The following is a 19823-nucleotide window of genomic DNA, read 5'->3' on the forward strand; positions in this document are numbered from 1 at the left end:
GTCTTTACAAAAGCCTGGTTATTGTTCTACAGCCATCAGACGCCGGTATTCATCCCACGCATAGAGGTCTGTCATACCGCTGATATAATCCTGTAGCAGGCGGCAGCGATAATAATATTCCCATAGAGGAAATTCAGGAGAATCTGACGATAATTTACTGACGGCCTCGACATAGGCCAGCCGATGGCGCGTGGAGAGCTTGTGGAATAAGCGCGATTCAATCGGGAAACGTTTCACCCGTTCTTTTTCTACCAGTTCAGTAAAGTCTGATAACGACAAACTTAATAAAGGACGATAAATCTCTAATAACCCACTAATCACCCGGTAGCCCTGTAATTCAAGCTGCTCGACATCTGGATGGCTAAATACATGTTTTACGGCGACATTTTTATATAACTTCAGAAGATCGCTACATTCACTGGCATCTTCCAACAGCGCATGATTAAACGTTCCGGCAAAAATCGTCGGTAAATTATCAATAAATCGTTGTGCCGCATAAGGCACCAGTTTATTGAGAGTATTAACCCGTAAATACATAAAAAACTGATCTTCCGTGCTGCGACTTAAGCTATTTGAGCGTGATTTTTCCCAGGCATTTTCTACTACCTGTGCAAACAGCGAACCTTTCTCATGCTGACCCCATGCCTCGTGGAGATGATGATAAAGCTGTTCAACGGTAAATATTCTTTTCTCAACCGCATCTTCAAGATCAGCCACACAATAAGAGATATCGTCGGCAGCTTCCATAATCCACGTTAATGGAAAACGACTGTAAAGAGCCAAATTAAGTTCTTTACGCAAACGGGAAATATAGACTTCTTCGGAAAGATAATAGCCCGGCTTTTTCATTAAATAGTTATGCGTCTCAGGCGTATCACCACGCCACCACGCCGGACGGGTATATTTTAAAATACCGCCAACCTGCGCCCAGGTGAGATTCATCCGCATCAATGTATGCACCAGGCGAATCCCCTGCGCATTGCCTTCAAAATGACATAAATCCTGACGAATTTTGCGCCGCAATTCATTGAGCGGTTCCTCTCCTTCCCTTAATCGCAACGTTGCCACACGACAGCGATCATCGGTCAGCGGCTGACTTTCGGCATCCCCCGGGTACAAACGCTGGCGAAACCAGTCATTAATCGCCGCTTCGCCAAAATGACCAAACGGCGGGTTACCGATATCGTGCATCAGGCATGACATCTCAACAATGCTTTCAAAGGGGCCGGTCAGCTCGTCCAGACCATACTCCTCCAACAATTTAAGCTCTTTCAGACGACTTAATATCTCTTTGGCGATATAGCGCCCTACCTGCTGCACTTCCATAGAGTGGGTAAGACGCGTGCGCACGGCGGCATTACGCTCAAGTGGGAAGACCTGGGTCTTTTGTTGCAGACGACGAATTGCCGGGGAGTTGATAATACGTCCCCGATCGCTTTCAAAGATCCGCAGGATCTCATGCTCGGTTTTAATACCCTGCGGTGAACGATAACGACGATGCCAGTTTATTTTTTTTCGGAAATCAATCTGTGTCATGTCCTCTCCCGCGTGAGAAATACGCTTCCCCTTAAGCGCATGATAAACTATGCCCTCAAATCGGGCTTATCGCGAGTAAATCTATGAAAATCGGCATCATTGGTGCAATGGAAGAAGAAGTTACACTGCTGCGTGACAAAATCGAAAACCGTCAAACTCTCCGCCTGGGTGGCTGTGAAATCTACACGGGTCAACTGAACGGAACCGAGGTTGCGCTTCTGAAATCGGGTATCGGTAAAGTCGCTGCGGCGCTGGGTGCGACTCTACTGCTGGAGCACTGCAAGCCAGATGTGATTATTAACACCGGTTCTGCGGGGGGGCTGGCATCAACGCTGAAAGTAGGCGATATCGTTGTCTCTGACGAAACACGTTATCACGACGCCGACGTAACGGCATTTGGCTACGAATACGGTCAGCTACCTGGCTGCCCGGCAGGCTTCAAAGCTGATGATAAATTGATCGCGGCTGCCGAGTCATGCATTGCCGAACTGAATCTTAACGCCGTGCGCGGTCTGATTGTCAGTGGTGACGCTTTCATCAACGGCTCCGTTGCTCTGGCGAAAATCCGTCACAACTTCCCGCAAGCCATTGCGGTAGAGATGGAAGCGACGGCTATCGCTCATGTCTGCCACAATTTTAACGTACCGTTTGTGGTGGTACGCGCCATCTCTGACGTGGCCGATCAGCAGTCTCATCTCAGCTTCGACGAATTTCTGGCCGTTGCAGCCAAACAGTCCAGCCTGATGGTTGAGTCACTGGTGCAGAAACTGACTCATGGCTAAGTCACTGTTCAGGGCGCTGGTCGCCCTGTCTTTTCTCGCGCCGCTGTGGCTCAACGCCGCGCCGCGCGTTATCACTCTTTCTCCCGCCAACACTGAACTTGCCTTTGCCGCCGGGATCACCCCGGTAGGGGTCAGCAGTTATTCCGACTATCCACCAGAAGCCCGGAAGATTGAGCAGGTTTCCACCTGGCAGGGGATGAATCTGGAGCGCATCGTGGCGCTGAAGCCCGATCTGGTGATTGCCTGGCGCGGGGGCAATGCCGAGCGGCAGGTTGACCAACTGATTTCGCTGGGAATAAAAGTGATGTGGGTCGATGCGACAAGCATTGAACAAATTGCTGATGCGCTACGCCAACTGGCACCCTGGAGCCCGCAGCCAGACAAAGCCGAGCAAGCCGCGCAAACCTTACTGGAACAGTATGCGCAACTGAAAGCGCAATATGCTGATAAACCTAAAAAACGTGTTTTCTTACAATTCGGCATTAATCCGCCGTTCACCAGCGGAAAAGAGTCGATTCAGAACCAGGTGCTGGAAGTTTGCGGCGGAGAAAACATCTTTAAAGACAGCCGGGTTCCCTGGCCGCAGGTTAGCCGCGAACAGGTATTAGCACGCGCCCCACAGGCTATTGTCATCACGGGCGGAGCGGATAAAATTCCTAAAATAAAGCAATACTGGGGCGAACAGCTCAAAATTCCCGTTATTCCTCTCACGAGCGACTGGTTTGAACGCGCAAGCCCACGTATTATCCTCGCTGCACAACAACTCTGTAATGCGCTTTCACAGGTGGATTAGCGCCTGATATTTTCAGGTGCTCAGTGGGGATTGAGAAATGCTCGTCTATTGGCTGGATATAGTCGGCACAGCGGTATTTGCCATCTCCGGCGTTTTGCTAGCCGGAAAATTGCGTATGGACCCTTTTGGCGTCCTGGTTCTGGGCGTGGTTACCGCAGTAGGTGGCGGGACAATTCGCGACATGGCGCTGGATCACGGTCCGGTATTTTGGGTGAAAGATCCCACAGACCTGGTCGTCGCGATGGTGACCAGTATGTTGACTATCGTTCTGGTACGCCAGCCAAGACGCTTACCAAAATGGATGCTGCCTGTGCTTGACGCGGTTGGCCTGGCGGTGTTTGTTGGTATTGGTGTCAACAAAGCCTTTAATGCGGAAGCAGGCCCACTGATTGCCGTTTGTATGGGTGTGATCACCGGCGTTGGCGGCGGGATCATCCGGGATGTACTGGCGCGTGAAATCCCGATGATATTACGCACAGAAATCTACGCGACGGCCTGCATTATCGGCGGTATTGTCCACGCTACAGCCCATTACACGTTCTCCGTACCGCTGGAAACAGCCAGTATGATGGGGATGGTTGTAACGCTATTGATTCGGCTGGCAGCTATCCGTTGGCATCTTAAACTACCGACGTTTGCACTGGATGATAATGGACGTTGAAGAGAAGATATGCCGGATAGGTTATCCGGCATATTAAAAGCAGATTAGATGCTGAAGGAAGAACCGCAACCGCAGGTGCTTTTCGCGTTCGGGTTGGTCACGATGAAACGTGAACCTTCCAGACCTTCGGTATAGTCAACGGAACCGCCGACCAGGTATTGCAGACTCATCGGATCAACCACCAGGCCTACGCCCTGTTTTTCGATAGTCATATCGCCTTCGTTCACCTGATCATCAAAGGTGAAACCATACTGGAAGCCGCTGCAACCGCCACCAGTGATATACACGCGTAACTTCAGATTCGGGTTATCTTCATCAGCGATCAGGCTTTTAACTTTGTTGGCTGCTGCGTCGGTAAATTCCAGCGGCAGTGCTACGTCATCACTCATATTTTGCTCCAAACGACATCGGCAATTGGGCAAATTCTAACCCAATAATAAGCGCCATTATCTAATACCCTGGTATTTCGTTCAAGTATTCTCGCTGGCAGCCGCGGCCTTGCTTCGCGCCAGTTGTTCCGCTTCCTGTTTTGCCAGCGTGCGGGCAAGAATCGCTGAGTATAGCGGTTTTCCGCCGGTAAATTGTGCTAATAGTGTTGCGCCAAGACCAGTAATAATCATTGGCAAAATGAGCTGATAGTTATCTGTCATCTCAAGTACCAATATTATCCCGGTTAGCGGCGCACGAACGGATGCCGCCAGTAACGCCCCCATTCCAGCAATAGCAAATGTCCCTGCTTCAAGGTGATATTGCGGAAACAGTTCCGTAGCGACCATGCCAAATGCCGTTCCCAAAACCGTACCAAGCGCCAGCATCGGGGCGAAAATACCGCCCGGTGCACCAGAAGAAAAGCAGAGCAGTGTGGTGATCACCCGCGCAACAAAAATAAAAATCAGCATTCCCATGCTGAAATTCCCTGCTGTCGCGATAGGAATCAGGTTAAAACCGCCGCCCGAAGTTTCTGGCGCAACGAAACCAAGCAAGCCACACAGGCCGCCAATCGCACCGCCCATCAGCACCCATTTCGTGATATTGCCGCCGTGCACACGGTGCAACAAATCCTGCATCCCCAGCACCCATTTATTAAAAATAGGGCCGAAGATACCAAAAATAATACCGAGGATCAGATAAAGCCAGAGCGTATTGAGCGGCGCATCAGAGAGTTTACCTACGTCAATTAACGCGACTTCGTGATTAAATATCCGGTACATAATGGTCGACATAATGACGCCAATAAATACCGCTTTAATCGAAATTAGCGTATAGCGGAATTGCGGACGCATCTCTTCGATAATAAAAAGAATGCCCGCGAGCGGCGCGTTAAAGGCCGCCGCCAGCCCCGCCGCCGCACCGGTTGCCAGCAACGTGTGACGAGCTTCATCACCTTTCATGCGGAAAATATCAAGCACCATGCGGCCAATGTTACCGCCGATCTGTACGGTTGGCCCTTCGCGTCCCAGCACCATGCCACCGCCCAGCGTTCCCAGACCACCAAAGAACTTCACCGGCAATACACGCCACCAGCGGACGGGACGTTGATCTTCCAGCGCGCCTTCAATTTCCGGAATACCCGAACCACCTGCTTCCGGCGCGTATTTGCGCACCAAAAAATAACCGAACATCGCCAGCACCGCCGAACAGAGAAAAGCGACGGTCAACAAAAGTGGGTAATTATCGGCAGTATGTACCAGCGCGCCCATACGTTGGTTCTGCAACCAGGCGACGCCTTTGTCAAAAGCTACTGCTGCCAGCCCGACAAGGGTGCCAACGACCGCAGCCATAAACAAAATGGCTAATGGCGTTTTGTCGCGCTCAAGAAGTTGACGAATCAGTTGTCTGCGTCGCAGACGCGCAGCCTGCGGTATTTCAGAAGAGGGTGTATCAGTTTTCATCCAATGATCACTTATTGGTCATACAAATAAGATGACGGCATTCTACTCGCTCGTTCGATGAAAATCCTTTGCAAAGCGTAATGTTTCAAATGCGCAAAACTTTTATACTCTTAGAAATCCGGGTTGCCGCAGTACAAGCAACCTGATGCTTGACGAGTATTTAACTTGTTATGAATAACATAGAATAGCAGCCATTCACTTTTTCTACGAATCAGGAACCCTCCATGAGTAAGTCTGAAAATCTTTACAGCGCAGCGCGCGAGCTGATCCCTGGCGGTGTGAACTCCCCTGTTCGCGCTTTTACCGGCGTGGGCGGCACTCCACTGTTTATCGAAAAAGCGGACGGCGCTTATCTGTACGATGTTGATGGCAAAGCGTATATCGATTATGTCGGTTCCTGGGGGCCGATGGTGCTGGGCCATAACCACCCGGCGATCCGTAACGCAGTAATTGAAGCCGCCGGGCGCGGTCTGAGCTTTGGTGCGCCGACCGAAATGGAAGTAAAAATGGCGGAACTGGTGACCGAACTGGTGCCGACGATGGATATGGTGCGTATGGTGAACTCCGGCACCGAAGCGACGATGAGCGCTATCCGCCTCGCCCGTGGTTTTACCGGCCGCGATAAAATCATTAAATTCGAAGGTTGTTACCACGGCCACGCCGACTGTCTGTTAGTGAAAGCAGGATCTGGCGCACTGACGCTGGGTCAACCGAACTCTCCGGGCGTTCCGGCGGATTTCGCCAAACATACCTTAACCTGTACCTATAACGATCTGGCGTCTGTACGCGCCGCGTTTGAGCAGTACCCGGAAGAAATTGCCTGCATTATCGTTGAGCCGGTAGCCGGTAACATGAACTGCGTTCCGCCGTTGCCGGAGTTTCTGCCGGGTCTGCGCGCGCTGTGTGACGAGTTTGGCGCGTTGCTAATCATTGATGAAGTAATGACCGGCTTCCGCGTGGCGCTGGCGGGCGCACAGGATTATTACGGTGTCGTGCCGGATCTCACCTGTCTGGGCAAAATCATTGGCGGCGGGATGCCTGTTGGTGCCTTCGGCGGCCGTCGTGATGTGATGGATGCGCTGGCCCCGACCGGCCCGGTGTATCAGGCGGGTACACTTTCCGGTAACCCAATTGCGATGGCAGCCGGTTTCGCCTGTCTGAATGAAGTCGCGCAGCCGGGTGTTCACGAGACACTGGATGAGCTGACAACACGTCTGGCGGAAGGCTTGTTGGAAGCGGCAGAAGAAGCGGGAATTCCTCTGGTTGTGAACCACGTTGGCGGCATGTTCGGTATTTTCTTTACCGATGCCGGGTCAGTGACGTGTTATCAGGACGTAATGGCCTGTGACGTGGAACGCTTTAAGCGTTTCTTCCATATGATGCTGGACGAAGGTGTTTACCTGGCACCGTCAGCGTTTGAAGCGGGCTTTATGTCCGTGGCGCACAGCATGGAAGATATCAATAACACCATCGATGCCGCACGTCGGGTGTTTGCTAAGTTGTGATGATTTTGCCTCGCCCACCGGGCGAGGCATTTTATTAACGGCTCTGCTTTCTCAGCAAATAAATAAAATACGGCGCGCCGATAAACGTCGACAATAATCCCGCCGGGATCTGGAACGGAAACAACACCATCCGCCCGCACCAGTCCGCAAACACCAGCAGCAAACCACCCACCAGCGCCGAAATCACAATGTGCGGCATCGTCCGTCGAAAGCCCATCATCCGTGCAATATGTGGTGCCATCAGACCAACAAAACTCAATGGCCCAATGGTCATTGTCGCGGTCGCCGTCAGACAGGCCGCCAGCATCAGCAACGCAACTCGCGTCGGCGTCAGCGCCATCCCCACGGCTCGTGCGGTATCACCACCCAGCGGTAAAATGGTCAGCCAGCGACGGCACAGCGGCGTAATTGCCAGCAAAATCACCATCACAATTCCGGTGCGCCAGACCTGCGCATCGGTGGCATTGTAGGTCGAACCGGAAATCCAGGTCAGCACTTGCGCCATACGTGGATCGCCGCTCGCCTGCAACATCATCAGCAGCATAGTGAACGCGGTGCTTAATGCCATCCCCGCCAGCAGCATCCGATGTGGTGAAAATCCACCGCGCCCGGCGGCGATCATAATGATCAACAGCGTCACCGCCGCACCGAGACTTCCCGCGGGCAGCAACCAGCCAAAGGCGTTGCCCGGCACCAGAAACAGCATCAGCACTACGCCAAACGCCGCACCAGAGCTGATCCCCAGCACTTCGGGGCTTGCCATCGGGTTTCCGGTCAGCCGCTGAATAATACAGCCAGCCACTGCCAGCATCACGCCTGCAAACAGTGCCGCCATAATTCGCGGCCAGCGCCAGGGCATTAAATCCTCAAGCAGTCCCCCACTCGCCCACGTCCAGCCTTGCGAATCACGACCAAACGACAGCGCCACCACTACGGCAATCAGCAGCAGCACACCACCAGCGAGGGCAAACGCCAGCACATGTTGGCGTTCAATCGCGACCCGATCGTTAACCTTCATATCCGGCGCGCTAATGCTGCGTAAACGTGGCAGCAGCCATAGCAGCAGCGGCGCACCAATCAGTGCAGTGACCGATCCGGTGGAAACTTCCATCCATACGCGGGTTAGCCAGAGAATTATCTGATCGGAAAGCCAGAGAATGAGTGCCCCAATCAGTGACGCCAGCATCAGCCGCGGCAGCAGACGACGCGCGCCCAGCATTTTCGCCAGCAGCGGCGCGAACAAACCGATAAAGCCGATAATCCCGACCGCGTTCACCAGCAAGGCGCTGATAACAATCGCCAGAGACAGCGCAGCCAGACGCGCCAGCGACAGTGCCAGCCCCAGATTGCGCGCCACGCCATCATCAAGCCCCATCAGGGTTAACGGGCGCAGTAGTAGCAATGTCAGCATCACGCCGCCCAGTAACTGCGGCCATAAACGTTCAACGCCGCCCCAGTCGGTTTGCGTCAGCGTACCGGTGCTCCACAGGAACATGCTTTGCAACTGGTCATGATGAAAAATGACCAGTAACTGGTTGATTGCCCCGCAATAAAGGCTCACGACCAGACCCGCGAGGATCAACGTCACTGGCGAAAGGCGTTTACCCCACGCGACGCCAAAGACGATTAAGCCAACCACACAAGCCCCCGCCAGCGCGGCGAACTGACTTGCCGCCACACCAGGAATCGCCCACAGCGTGGTGACGGTAATCCCCAGTTGCGCGCCCGTTGCGACGCCAAGCGTGGTCGGTTCCGCCAGCGGGTTACGTAGCACTTGCTGAAACAGCACGCCAACCAGCCCCAGACCCGCGCCAACCAGCAGCGAAATAGCCAGACGCGGCAGCAAGCTGTAGTGAAAAATCATCTGCTCAATGACGTCAATATCCGGCGACCAGATTGCCTGAGTCCACTGGCTACGCGGCAGCGCATGCGAGAAGTTCATCCAGGTGAGCACCACAGCGGCAATCACCAGCAACGCCAACAATAACGCCGGAAAAAGCGCAATTCGTTTACTCACGCCTGGCCTCCAATGGCGTTATCCAGAATGCGCACAAAGTGCATTGCCGAAAGCGTCGCGCCATAGAACCAAACTGCGGGTACGCGTTGAAAACGCCCTGCACGGACAAACGGCATGGCCTGCCACAGCGGCGTCGCCATTAACGCGTCCATGTCCTTACTGTTATCGTGATCAAAACACAGCACATCAACATCTTTATACGCCGCCAGACGATCAATACTGACCGCGGTACTGCCCCAGAAGTTGGTTTCCCCTTGCCATGCATTCACAATACCGTACTCATCGAGAATTTCCTGGAACAAGCTGTTTGGACCGAAGACCAGCATATGGCGCGGATCGAGAAGCGACGTCAGCAATAACGGGCGCGCTCCACGCTTTACAAAGCGGGGTTTCATACTGCGGATAAATTTTTCATATTGCGCTAAATGCTTTTCTGCCGCGCTTTGCAGGTTGAGCAAATCCGCCATTTCCATCAGTGATTTACGCGCCATCATCAGTGGCTGCTTGCCGTCGCTGAAGTTAAATCCGCGCCCCGGTGCAATGCGTGCCAGCATTTCTGGCGAAGGGCCATATCCTGCCGACCAGACCATAAACGACGGTTTCATTTCGGTCAGTAGTTCGAGGTTAGGTTCTGTACGCAAACCAACGTCAATCACCGATTCCGGTAATGGCGGTTCGCTGACCCACAGTCGATAGTTAATGGTGTCCGCCACACCGTAAGGCATGATGCCGAGCGCCAGTAGCAGTTCCACCGGCAACCACTCCAGCGCCACAATACGATGCGGATCAATCGCCGCCGCGCGAGCGGTATTCATCTGCCATAACAACGGAGAAAGCGCCATCGCCGTTAACAGTCGACGACGCGAAAGAAGAGGTAAGCCGCTCATCAATAAACAAAACTCACAGGTGCGGCACCCGCCGGATGCGGCAAAATACCCATCGGGATGCCATAAATCATTTCGAGGGTTTCGCCGCGCATAATTTCCGCAGGCGTTCCCTGAGCAATCATTTCACCGCCGCGCAGGGCGACCAGATAATCACAGTAACGCGCCGCCATATTGATATCGTGCAGCACAGCAATCACCGTCAGGCCGCGTTCCTGGCTTAAACGATGCACCAGCGCCAACACGTCAACCTGATGAGCGATATCCAGCGCCGAGGTCGGTTCATCCAGCAGCAGGCATCGGCTATCCTGCGCCACCAGCATGGCGATCCACGCTCGCTGACGTTCACCGCCAGAAAGGCTATCCACCAGCCGATGCGCCAGTGGTTTTAAGCCGACAAGAGCGATGGCTTCTTCGACCTTTTCGCGATCTGCCGCGCCAAATCGCCCCAACGCGCCGTGCCACGGATAGCGACCAATCGCCACCAGTTCGCGCACGGTCATCCCTTCAGCCGGAGGAATCTGCTGCGGCAAATAAGCGACTTTGCGGGCAAAGGCTTTACTGCTCCAGCTTTCCAACGGCTGGGCATCAAGAAGAATTTCGCCTTCCGACGGCGGCTGATGACGTCCCAGCATTTTGAGCAGTGTGGATTTACCAGAACCGTTGTGACCAATCAGGCCGGTCACTTTCCCGGCAGGAAAGGTTAACGACAGCGGATGCAAAAGCGTGCGCCCCGGCACACGAAAGGAAATATTACGCAGTGCAAAAGTGGTATCGGAATGATTCGTGTATTCCTGCATAACAGCCAACTTGTGAAGCGGGCACGGAAATCCGTGCCCAAAGCGAAAATTAGAAACGGAAGGTTGCGGTTGCAACGACCTGACGTTCTGCGCCCCAGAAGCAGCCATAGGTGTTAAAGCAACTGGCGACGTATTCACGATCGAACAGGTTGTTAACATGCAGCGCCACGTTGGAGCCAGCCATACCAACTCGCGCCAGATCATAACGCACTAACGCATCAACTACCGTATAACTTCCCACTTTAAAGGAGTTAGCCGGATCGCCGTAGCTGGAGCCAGTATAACGACCGCCAGTACCCAGCGTCAGGCCAGAAAGTGGGCCGTCAAAGAAGGTATAGTCAGCCCACAGAGAAGCCATGTGTTTTGGCACCTGCGCAGGCGTATTACCTTTGTAGGTAGTATCGGTGGTGTATTCCGCATCGGTGTAGGTATAAGAACCGACCACGTTAACACTTGCCGACAGCGCCGCTTTTGCTTCGATTTCTACGCCACGCGCGCGGATCTCACCACCTTCAACCGAGAAGAATGAACCCTCAGGATCTGCCATCAGGTTGTTAGTTTTGGTGAGATTATACAGTGCACCCGTCACCACGATTGGGCGATCTTCCGGTACGTATTTCACGCCGACTTCGTACTGCTTACCTTTAGACGGTGCGAAAATATTACCATCCTTCCCGACCTGAGAAGAAGGTTCAAACGATTCGCTATAGCTGAAGTACGGTGTTACGCCGTTATCAAACAGATAGTTAACACCACCACGCCAGGTGAACTGTTTGTCATCACGTTTGTCAGTCGTTCCCGCTACGCGGTTAAGCGATTCTTGATCTGCCCAGTCATAACGACCGCCCAGAGTGACCAGTACTTTATCCCACTGCGCCTGATCCTGAACGTAAATGCCTGTTTGCTTCTGCTTATTCAGGATGCGGTACGGGCCGGAGTTATCCGGGTCTTTGGCATTGAAATCGAAATCGGTATTCACCGGATTATACAGATTCAACAGCGGCACAGAGTCGTCGTAACCAAACCAGGCGTTGATGTCATTACGCATACGCATAAAGTCGACGCCAGTCAGCAGAGTATGGTCGATATCGCCAGTGGCGAATTTGCTTTGTAACTGGGTATCAACAGAGAAGTTTTGCAGTTTCTCATCATCAACAACGTATTTCCGCGCCAGGTAGTGACCTTTATCCGCAGGTGCTATAGCTGCACACTGCTGGCTGTAAGCATTCGCCGGATCGGAGCAGACACCGTAGCCATAAACGCTGTTTTGCGAGGTTTTGTTTTCAGCAAAACGCAGGTTCTGACGCACCGTAAAGGTGTCGTTAAATTCGTGGTCGAAGCTGTAGCCCACCATCTTCTCGTTACGAGAATAGGTATTGTTCTTCGCACCTTCGTTAAAGTCGGTCGGCAGACGCTTACCGTTCGGCAGCGGCTCAACGGTTCCCTCTTTCGGCAACCAGCCGTAATAGCCCGTTTCCGGCTCGTTCTGGAAGTAAGAAAGGAAGGTGAAATTGGTTTTATCGTCCGGACGCCAGGTGAACGCAGGAGCAATAGCATAACGCTGCTCTTCTGCGCCCTTCTGCTGGGCATTAGCAGAACGCGCAAGACCGGTCAGACGATAAGAATAAACGCCGTCATCATCCAGCGCATCGCTGAAATCAAAACCAGTCTGGAACAGGCTGTCAGTACCGGCTTTAAACTGAACTTCTTTCAGCGGTTCGGTAGTCGGGCGCTTGCTGACCATATTCAACAAGCCACCCGGGCTGCTTTTCCCGTAAAGCACGGAAACCGGACCACGCATGATTTCAGCGCGCTCAAGCATATACGGATCGATAACCGCATCGTTATAGAAGTTACCCTGCATCTTCAGGCCGTTCAGATAGTTATTCTGACTTTGGCCTTCTGCAGCAAAACCACGGATGATCAGGTGGTCATAAGTGTTGGACGCACCACGCGTACCGACCGAAACCCCTGGCGTATAGCTAAGCGCTTCTTTTACTGACTTCGGCTGGTGTAGCGCCATCTCTTCGGCTGTGACCACAGAAATAGACTGCGGTACTTTTTGAATCGGCGTATCTGTTTTAGTACCGGTGGCTGACTGTCGCGCCGCAATAGTGGCTGCCGGCCCCCATGCGCTTTCTTGCGGCGCAGGTGCAGCGGTAACGGTGATAGTCTCTTCTTTCGGTTCAACCGCTGCCTGTGCATAAACAGACATGCCGCTAACCGCTGTGGCTACTACGACTGCGATTTTACGCAGCGAGTGTTTTGGCTGAGCAGTTTTGTAACGCGCCATTGGTATATCTCTGATGTAAAGTGAAAGTGAATGATAACGTAAACGAGAATGATTATTATAAAGATGAAATAATATTCGAAACGGCGAGACGATGGCAAGCAATACCCATCAGAGAAGCAACCAAAGGGTCAATAAACAATCAGATGAAAAGAAAGGGTTAATGCTTTTGGAAGGATGTTATTTTACCGGATGGCGGCACGCCATCCGGTAGGTCACAGTTAAATGTTAATTACTACCAAACATTTCCTTAATCCAGCCCGCCACGCCGTCGCTGTCTTTCTGCTCTTGTTGAGCAGGTTGCTGCTGCTGCGGCTGAGAAGACTGATCAAACGGATTGCCTGACGGCTGCTGCTGCATCTCACTCTGTTGACACAGCGATTGCGGATCGCTGGTCCAGACCGGCAAGATACGCATTCCACCGCTGCAAACAAAGTTGCCGTCGTAGTCGACGCCCATATCCACGATATCTTCCGGCGGTACAAGATTCAGCGGCGTTGGCGTCTGGTTAGCCAGATAACGCTGGTAAATCGACATCGCCCCGCTGGCACCGTACAACTTAGTCGGCTGGTTGTTATCGCGGCCAACCCAGGTGATGGTCACCGTGCTGCCGTCAATGCCCGCAAACCAGGTATCAACGTTGTTGTTGGTAGTCCCGGTTTTGCCCGCCAGGTGCAGATTCGGGTATTTCGCTCCCAATTGGCGACCAGTACCACGTTGCACCACTTGCTGCATGGTCCATAGCGTCAGATACGCCGCTTGTGCCGGAACTGCGCGTTCCGCCTGCGGGAAGCTCTGATAGAGCACTTTACCGTCTTCGGCAATGACTGAACGCAATGCAGAAAGCGGCGCACGGTTACCGCCGCTGGCGATAGTCTGGAATGCCTGCGCCACTTCGATTGGCGTTAAGTTCAGCGCCCCAAGCAACATTGCCGGAACCGGATTCAACTGATCTTTCGGCACGCCCAGTTTAATCCAGGTGTCCGTTACCGCAGGTAACCCTAACGCCATCCCCAGATTCACCGTTGGCACGTTCATCGAACGGGTCAGCGCATCTACCAACATTACTCTGCCGCTCTCGCTATAACGGCGGTCATCGTTCTGTGGTGACCAGACCTGACCGTTAGGCTGACGCAGCGCGATTGGCGCATCGGCAATCCACGTATTCAGGCGATAGATTTTCGGCTGGCTTAAGGCCGTCAGATAGGTCGCTGGTTTTGCCAGTGATCCAATCGAACGACGCGCCTGCATCGCACGGTTGTAACCCGCAAACTGCGGTTCAGAGCCACCGACCATCGCGCGAACTTCACCGCTAAAGCGGTCAACAACCACAATCGCCGTTTCCAGATCGCTCAACTTACGCTGTTTCTTCAGTGCCGGAATGCCTTCCACGGCGGCTTTTTCTGCCGCGTCCTGAGCCACCGAGTCAAAAGTAGTGAAGATCTTCACGCCAGAGAGATCTTTCACTTTATCGCCCAGTTTCGCCTGCAACTCCTGGCGCACCAGTTGCATAAAGGCAGGCTGCGGAGAGATCACCCCACCGCGCGGCTGTACGCCCAGCGGACGTGCGCTCAACATGTCGTAGAGTTCTTGATCAATAATCTGCTGCTGTTGCAGCAGACGCAGTACCAGGTTACGTCGCTCAAGCGCCAGTTTCGGGTTGCGCCACGGGTTATAGATAGACGCACCTTTCACCATACCGACTAACAGCGCCTGCTGATCAAGGCTCAACTCTTCTACCGGACGACCAAAGTAGTACAGGCTTGCCAGCGGGAAGCCACGGATTTCGTTGTCACCGCTCTGACCGAGATATACCTCGTTCATATACAGCTCAAGAATGCGGTCTTTGCTGTAACGCGCATCCATGATTAACGCCATATAGGCTTCGTTCGCTTTACGCCAGTAAGAACGTTCGCTAGAGAGGAACAGGTTCTTCACTAACTGTTGAGTCAGCGTACTCGCCCCCTGCACCGTGCGCCCGGCGGTCAGGTTCGCCAGCACCGCACGTCCAATGGAGTAGAGACTGATACCATCATGCTCGTAGAAATGACGGTCTTCTGTCGCCAGCAAAGTATCTACCAGCAAATCCGGGAAGCCACTACGCGGCACAAACAGACGCTGTTCGCCGTTTGGTGAGGAGATCATGGTGATCAGACGCGGATCAAGACGGAAGAAACCGAACTGACGGTTGTTCTCCATATTGACAATAGTCGCCAGATGATCGCCCTCAAAAGTCAGACGCGCACGCACCTGTCCTTCTTTACTATCCGGGAAATCAAACGGACGGCGGATCATCTCAATGCTGTTGGCCTGCACGGTAAATTCGCCAGGACGGGTCATCTTCGACACCTGACGATATTGCGTGGCCTCCAGCAATTTCACCATCTCGTTCTTACTGATGGTCATGTCTGGCTCAAGGTTTACCATCCGACCATAAACTGCCGCTGGCAATTGCCACACCTTGCCATCAATACGACTGCGAATTTTTTGATCGAGATAAACACCGTAAACGGCGATTAACACCGCAAATACGATCCCCAGTTTCAGTAGCAGCCATAGCAAGCCGCGTTTACCACGAGGCTTACGCCCTTTGCCCTTACCTTTGCGTGGCATCGGTTCTTCATCCTCATAGTCATCATAATCGTCGTCATCTTCGTAGCGACGACGGCTTACCTTTTGTTTGACAGGACGCGTCGGTTTCCCTTTGCGTCCAATTGGCTCGCGGTCATTCCCGGCCATACATTTTCTCCGCAATATTCAGGCGCAAAAGCCCGATTTTCTATTCTTCTGTGACAAGACAGAAGAAGATATCTCTCAAAGTACTTTTCGCCCTCCCCCTATGGGAGAGAACCGGGGCGAAGGGACTGCCCGTGCCCGTTTACCAACCTCACGAATACTTTTTCGTCCGTCGCGTCGGTGCGGTATTCGCCGGGTCGTCCGGCCAGACGTGTTTGGGATAACGCCCTTTCATCTCTTTTTGCACCTCGCGATACGCTCCCTGCCAGAAGGCACTTAAATCACGCGTGATTTGCAGCGGCCTCTGGGCGGGTGAAAGCAATTCCAGCACCAGCGGCACGCGCCCCTGAGCGATAGTCGGATTAGTGGCTTCGCCAAACATCTCTTGCATTCTCACCGCCAGCGCGGGTGGGTTATCTTCATGATAACGAATGGCGATCCGGCTTCCCGTCGGCACAGTGTAATGCGCAGGCAATTCACTATCCAGACGTTGCTGCATTCCCCAATCAAGTAATCCGCGCAGCGCCTGATAAACATCAAGAGATTTCAGGCCACGCAGCGAATGTACGCCGGCCATATGTGGCAGCAGCCACGTTTCCAGCGACGCCAGCAAGCTCGCCTCATCCATTGCTGGCCAGTCATATTCCGGTAACCACTTTGCAGCACACAGCAAACGCAAGCGTAGCTGCTCCGCTTCCGGCGTCCAGTTAAGAACGTTTAGACCTTTATCGCGAATACCGTTGAGCATTGCATGATGTAATTCATCTTCCGACGGTTTCGCCAGCGGCTGTACTTTTACTGTGAGCTGACCAATCTGCAACCGACGCCAGGCCTTCAGCGTGCCTTGTGCATCGTCCCATTCAACGGTGTCAGATTGCTGTAATAGCTGTGAGCAGCGTTGCACTAACTCATCAATATCGACCGGTAGCGCCAGTAGAATTCGCGCATCCGGCGAGGCGCTGCCCTGCAATAATAAAGGAGCGATCAACCACTCGTGGCGGCTTAAGGCATCATCCGCGTCCAGCATTGCTCCCATACCGTTCGCCAGTTGATAACGACCATCCTGGCCACGGCGACGAGCAATACGATCGGCAAAGGCCTGGGCAAGTAGCGGCGCAATAAACGCACTGTCGGCCTCGCCGCCACGGACATTTAAGCGCTTTAACAGTTGCTGACTACGCTGTTGCCAGGCCGGTTGATTGCGGGAAAACGCCACTTCCAGGTCGCTATTCCCCATGCGGGGCGGCTCTTCGAGAATGGCGGCAATTTTTGCGGCGGTAGCGGCTTCATCATCACTCTTCGCGCTCACCAGCATAGCGGCTAACCGCGGATCATTACCCAGCGTCGCCATTTTTTGCCCTTTCGCGCTAAGTCGTTCGCCATCCAGCGCGCCAAGCATCTGTAACAGGCGTTTCGCAGCCTGTAGATTCACCGTTGGTGGTTGATCCAACCAGTTCATCTGCGCCGGATCGCTGCATCCCCATTGCAGTAATTCCATCAGCAAACCGGAGAGATCGCTTTGTAAGATTTCCGGTTCACTTTGTGCAGCGGCGCGTTCCGCCTGTTCTTTGGCGATCAAATGCAGGCAAATGCCCGGCTCCAGTCGCCCGGCGCGCCCGGCACGCTGCGTCATCGACGCCTGACTAACTCGCTGGGTAATCAACCGTGTAAGACCCGTTCGCGGATCAAAGCGCGCCATCCTTTCCTGGGCGCAATCCACCACCAGGCGAATACCTTCAATAGTTAAACTGGTTTCAGCAATATTGGTTGCCAGCACCACTTTGCGCATCCCTTGTGGTGCCGGGAGGATCGCTTTTCGCTGATCGTTCAACGACAATGCGCCATACAGTGGACAAAGCAACACATCACTGCCTACACGCGAAGCCAGTTGTTCCTGCACACGCTGAATTTCCCCGACGCCAGGTAAAAACAGCAGCAGAGATCCTGCTTCCTGGCGTAGCAATTCGGCGGTGGCGACAGCAACGGCTTCGTCAAAACGTTGATGTGTAGGCAGCGGCAAATAGCGGCGCTCCACCGGATACGAACGTCCTGCGGAAACAACAACGGGGGCTTCCGGCAACATTTGCTGTAAGCGCTCGTTATCCAGCGTGGCTGACATAATCAGCAGCTTCAGGTCATCGCGCAGCCCTTGTTGCACATCGAGTAACAACGCCAGCGCCAGATCCGCCTGCAGACTGCGTTCATGAAACTCATCAAGGATCACCAGACCGACGCCGCTTAGTTCCGGGTCGCGTTGGATCATGCGCGTCAACACCCCTTCAGTAACGACTTCCAAACGGGTATTCGGCCCGACGCAATTTTGCGCACGCATCCGGTAGCCAACGGTATCGCCGGGCTTTTCGTTAAGCAGCTCCGCCAGCCGTTGCGCGACGTTACGCGCCGCCAGACGCCGCGGCTCCAGCAGGATGATTTTCCCGCGAATACCAGGATGCACCAGCAGTTGCAGCGGCAGCCAGGTCGATTTCCCGGCTCCGGTCGGCGCGCTTAATAACACCTGCGGTGCACAATCGAGGGCGGCAAGTAATTCAGGTAAGACGGCAGCAACGGGCAACGACGACACAAAACGCTCCTGAGGGTTAACATTCTTCGCGGCGCATTGTAGCATCGCGGTAATTCATAACCGAGTGCCTGACATGTCTGAACCGCAACGGCTGTTCTTTGCCATCGACTTACCTGCAGAAATCCGCGAACAGATTATCCACTGGCGCGCCGCACAGTTTCCACCAGAAGCGGGGCGTCCGGTTGCCGCTGAGAACTTGCATCTGACGCTGGCGTTTTTAGGCGAAGTGAGCGCAGAGAAAGAGAAGGCGCTCTCACTTTTGGCCGGACGGATTCGTCAACCCGGTTTCACACTAACGCTTGATGACGCCGGTCAGTGGCTACGTTCTCGCGTGGTGTGGCTTGGTATGCGCCAGCCGCCGCGCGGATTAATCCAACTGGCGAATATGCTTCGTTCACAAGCAGCGCGCAGTGGTTGTTTTCAAAGCAATCGACCGTTTCATCCGCATATCACCTTATTGCGCGATGCCAGCGAGGCGGTGACAATCCCGCCGCCTGGCTTTAACTGGTCGTATGCGGTGACGGAGTTCACCCTTTACGCTTCCTCGTTTGCCCGAGGACGCACACGCTACACGCCGCTAAAACGCTGGACACTGACGCAATAACAAGGGTTTTATCGCAATGGAATTTTCACCCCCTCTACAACGCGCCACGCTGGTTCAACGTTATAAACGTTTTTTAGCCGATGTGATCACACCAGATGGCCAAGAATTAACGCTACACTGCCCGAATACTGGCGCGATGACCGGTTGTGCAACACCTGGAGATACCGTCTGGTATTCAACTTCCGACAACACAAAACGGAAATATCCGCACACCTGGGAACTGACCCAAAGCCAAAACGGTGCATTTATTTGCGTCAATACACTTTGGGCAAACAGATTGACGAAAGAGGCTATCCTTAATGGGAATATTTCGGAGCTGTCAGGCTATAGCTCGCTGAAAAGCGAAGTAAAATACGGTGCCGAACGCAGCCGTGTTGACTTCATGTTACAGGCGAGGTTTCGACCTGACTGCTATATTGAAGTGAAATCGGTTACGTTAGCGGAAAACGAACAGGGATACTTTCCCGATGCAGTGACTGAACGAGGTCAGAAACATCTTCGGGAGTTGATGAGCGTAGCGGCTGAAGGCCAGCGTGCAGTGATTTTTTTCGCCGTGCTACATTCAGCCATTACACGGTTTTCACCCGCGCGCCACATCGATGAGAAATACGCGCAACTATTGTCAGAGGCTCAACAGAGGGGGGTAGAAATTCTGGCTTATAAGGCGGAACTTTCTGCTGAAGGTATGGCTCTTAAAAAATCACTGCCCGTTACTCTGTAGTTGAATAAGTAACTGGTTAAT

General features: G+C 53.4%; 17 protein-coding genes. 6 read left to right on the plus strand and 11 right to left on the minus strand.

Going from position 1 to position 19823, the window contains the following annotated elements; all coding sequences use genetic code 11:
* Positions 1 to 18 precede the first annotated feature (18 nt).
* Positions 19 to 1536 (minus strand): dGTPase, encoded by a 1518-nt coding sequence (gene dgt, locus C0K55_RS10710; RefSeq protein WP_016262891.1) that lies wholly within the window; start codon positions 1534 to 1536, stop codon positions 19 to 21.
* An 83-nt stretch (positions 1537 to 1619) separates the two neighbouring features.
* Between dgt and mtnN the strand changes: the two genes are divergently transcribed.
* Genes mtnN through C0K55_RS10725 form a run of 3 tightly spaced genes read left to right on the plus strand, consistent with a single transcriptional unit; the run spans position 1620 to position 3772 of the window.
* A complete protein-coding gene (mtnN, locus tag C0K55_RS10715) occupies positions 1620 to 2318 on the plus strand; it encodes a 5'-methylthioadenosine/S-adenosylhomocysteine nucleosidase (RefSeq protein ID WP_000689856.1) in 699 nt (232 codons plus the stop codon).
* Complete coding sequence (gene btuF / locus C0K55_RS10720; RefSeq protein ID WP_105266592.1) at positions 2311 to 3111, plus strand: vitamin B12 ABC transporter substrate-binding protein BtuF; 801 nt, start codon at positions 2311 to 2313, stop codon at positions 3109 to 3111. Before mtnN ends, btuF begins: the two co-directional genes overlap by 8 nt.
* 37 nt (positions 3112 to 3148) lie before the next feature.
* On the plus strand, positions 3149 to 3772 hold the full coding sequence (locus tag C0K55_RS10725; protein ID WP_000964219.1) for a TRIC cation channel family protein: 624 nt from the start codon (positions 3149 to 3151) through the stop codon (positions 3770 to 3772).
* A 44-nt stretch (positions 3773 to 3816) separates the two neighbouring features.
* On the opposite strand, the gene erpA is transcribed toward C0K55_RS10725, so the two are convergent.
* From erpA to C0K55_RS26575, 4 genes are read right to left on the minus strand one after another with little or no spacing between them, the layout of a single operon-like run.
* Positions 3817 to 4161, minus strand: a complete 345-nt coding sequence (gene erpA / locus C0K55_RS10730) for an iron-sulfur cluster insertion protein ErpA (protein ID WP_001295564.1) — start codon at positions 4159 to 4161, stop codon at positions 3817 to 3819.
* Complete coding sequence (yadW, locus tag C0K55_RS25920) at positions 4154 to 4219, minus strand: small protein YadW (protein ID WP_122983118.1); 66 nt, start codon at positions 4217 to 4219, stop codon at positions 4154 to 4156. The genes erpA and yadW overlap by 8 nt, the downstream gene beginning before the upstream one ends.
* A gap of 23 nt (positions 4220 to 4242) precedes the next feature.
* On the minus strand, positions 4243 to 5664 hold the full coding sequence (clcA, locus tag C0K55_RS10735) for a H(+)/Cl(-) exchange transporter ClcA (RefSeq protein WP_000845418.1): 1422 nt from the start codon (positions 5662 to 5664) through the stop codon (positions 4243 to 4245).
* Between the two features lie 11 nt (positions 5665 to 5675).
* Positions 5676 to 5723, minus strand: coding sequence for a hypothetical protein (locus C0K55_RS26575; RefSeq protein WP_214678600.1), 48 nt, complete (start codon positions 5721 to 5723; stop codon positions 5676 to 5678).
* Positions 5724 to 5888: 165 nt separating this feature from the next.
* Between C0K55_RS26575 and hemL the strand changes: the two genes are divergently transcribed.
* A complete protein-coding gene (hemL, locus tag C0K55_RS10740; RefSeq protein WP_000045318.1) occupies positions 5889 to 7169 on the plus strand; it encodes a glutamate-1-semialdehyde 2,1-aminomutase in 1281 nt (426 codons plus the stop codon).
* A 34-nt stretch (positions 7170 to 7203) separates the two neighbouring features.
* Here hemL and fhuB read toward each other — a convergent pair whose 3' ends face one another.
* The 6 genes from fhuB to hrpB form a co-directional block, all read right to left on the minus strand.
* Positions 7204 to 9186 (minus strand): Fe(3+)-hydroxamate ABC transporter permease FhuB, encoded by a 1983-nt coding sequence (gene fhuB / locus C0K55_RS10745; protein WP_061090670.1) that lies wholly within the window; start codon positions 9184 to 9186, stop codon positions 7204 to 7206.
* Positions 9183 to 10073 (minus strand): Fe(3+)-hydroxamate ABC transporter substrate-binding protein FhuD, encoded by an 891-nt coding sequence (gene fhuD / locus C0K55_RS10750; RefSeq protein WP_038354977.1) that lies wholly within the window; start codon positions 10071 to 10073, stop codon positions 9183 to 9185. The genes fhuB and fhuD overlap by 4 nt, the downstream gene beginning before the upstream one ends.
* Positions 10073 to 10870 (minus strand): Fe3+-hydroxamate ABC transporter ATP-binding protein FhuC, encoded by a 798-nt coding sequence (gene fhuC / locus C0K55_RS10755; RefSeq protein ID WP_105224938.1) that lies wholly within the window; start codon positions 10868 to 10870, stop codon positions 10073 to 10075. The genes fhuD and fhuC overlap by 1 nt, the downstream gene beginning before the upstream one ends.
* Positions 10871 to 10919: 49 nt before the next feature.
* Positions 10920 to 13163 (minus strand): ferrichrome porin FhuA, encoded by a 2244-nt coding sequence (gene fhuA, locus C0K55_RS10760; RefSeq protein ID WP_000135211.1) that lies wholly within the window; start codon positions 13161 to 13163, stop codon positions 10920 to 10922.
* A 225-nt stretch (positions 13164 to 13388) separates the two neighbouring features.
* Positions 13389 to 15899, minus strand: coding sequence for a bifunctional glycosyl transferase/transpeptidase (mrcB, locus tag C0K55_RS10765; RefSeq protein WP_105266593.1), 2511 nt, complete (start codon positions 15897 to 15899; stop codon positions 13389 to 13391).
* 148 nt (positions 15900 to 16047) lie between these two features.
* Positions 16048 to 18477, minus strand: a complete 2430-nt coding sequence (gene hrpB / locus C0K55_RS10770) for an ATP-dependent helicase HrpB (RefSeq protein WP_105266594.1) — start codon at positions 18475 to 18477, stop codon at positions 16048 to 16050.
* Positions 18478 to 18550: 73 nt separating this feature from the next.
* Here hrpB and thpR point away from each other — a divergent pair, with 73 nt between their 5' ends.
* Positions 18551 to 19081, plus strand: coding sequence for an RNA 2',3'-cyclic phosphodiesterase (thpR, locus tag C0K55_RS10775; protein ID WP_001294671.1), 531 nt, complete (start codon positions 18551 to 18553; stop codon positions 19079 to 19081).
* 16 nt (positions 19082 to 19097) lie between these two features.
* Positions 19098 to 19802 carry a DNA/RNA nuclease SfsA gene (gene sfsA / locus C0K55_RS10780; RefSeq protein WP_000396058.1) on the plus strand — a complete coding sequence of 235 codons (705 nt, stop codon included), beginning with the start codon at positions 19098 to 19100 and terminating at the stop codon, positions 19800 to 19802.
* The last annotated feature ends 21 nt before the right edge of the window (positions 19803 to 19823 follow it).

This window comes from Escherichia sp. MOD1-EC6098, from assembly GCF_002965865.1.
GTDB lineage: Bacteria > Pseudomonadota > Gammaproteobacteria > Enterobacterales > Enterobacteriaceae > Escherichia > Escherichia marmotae.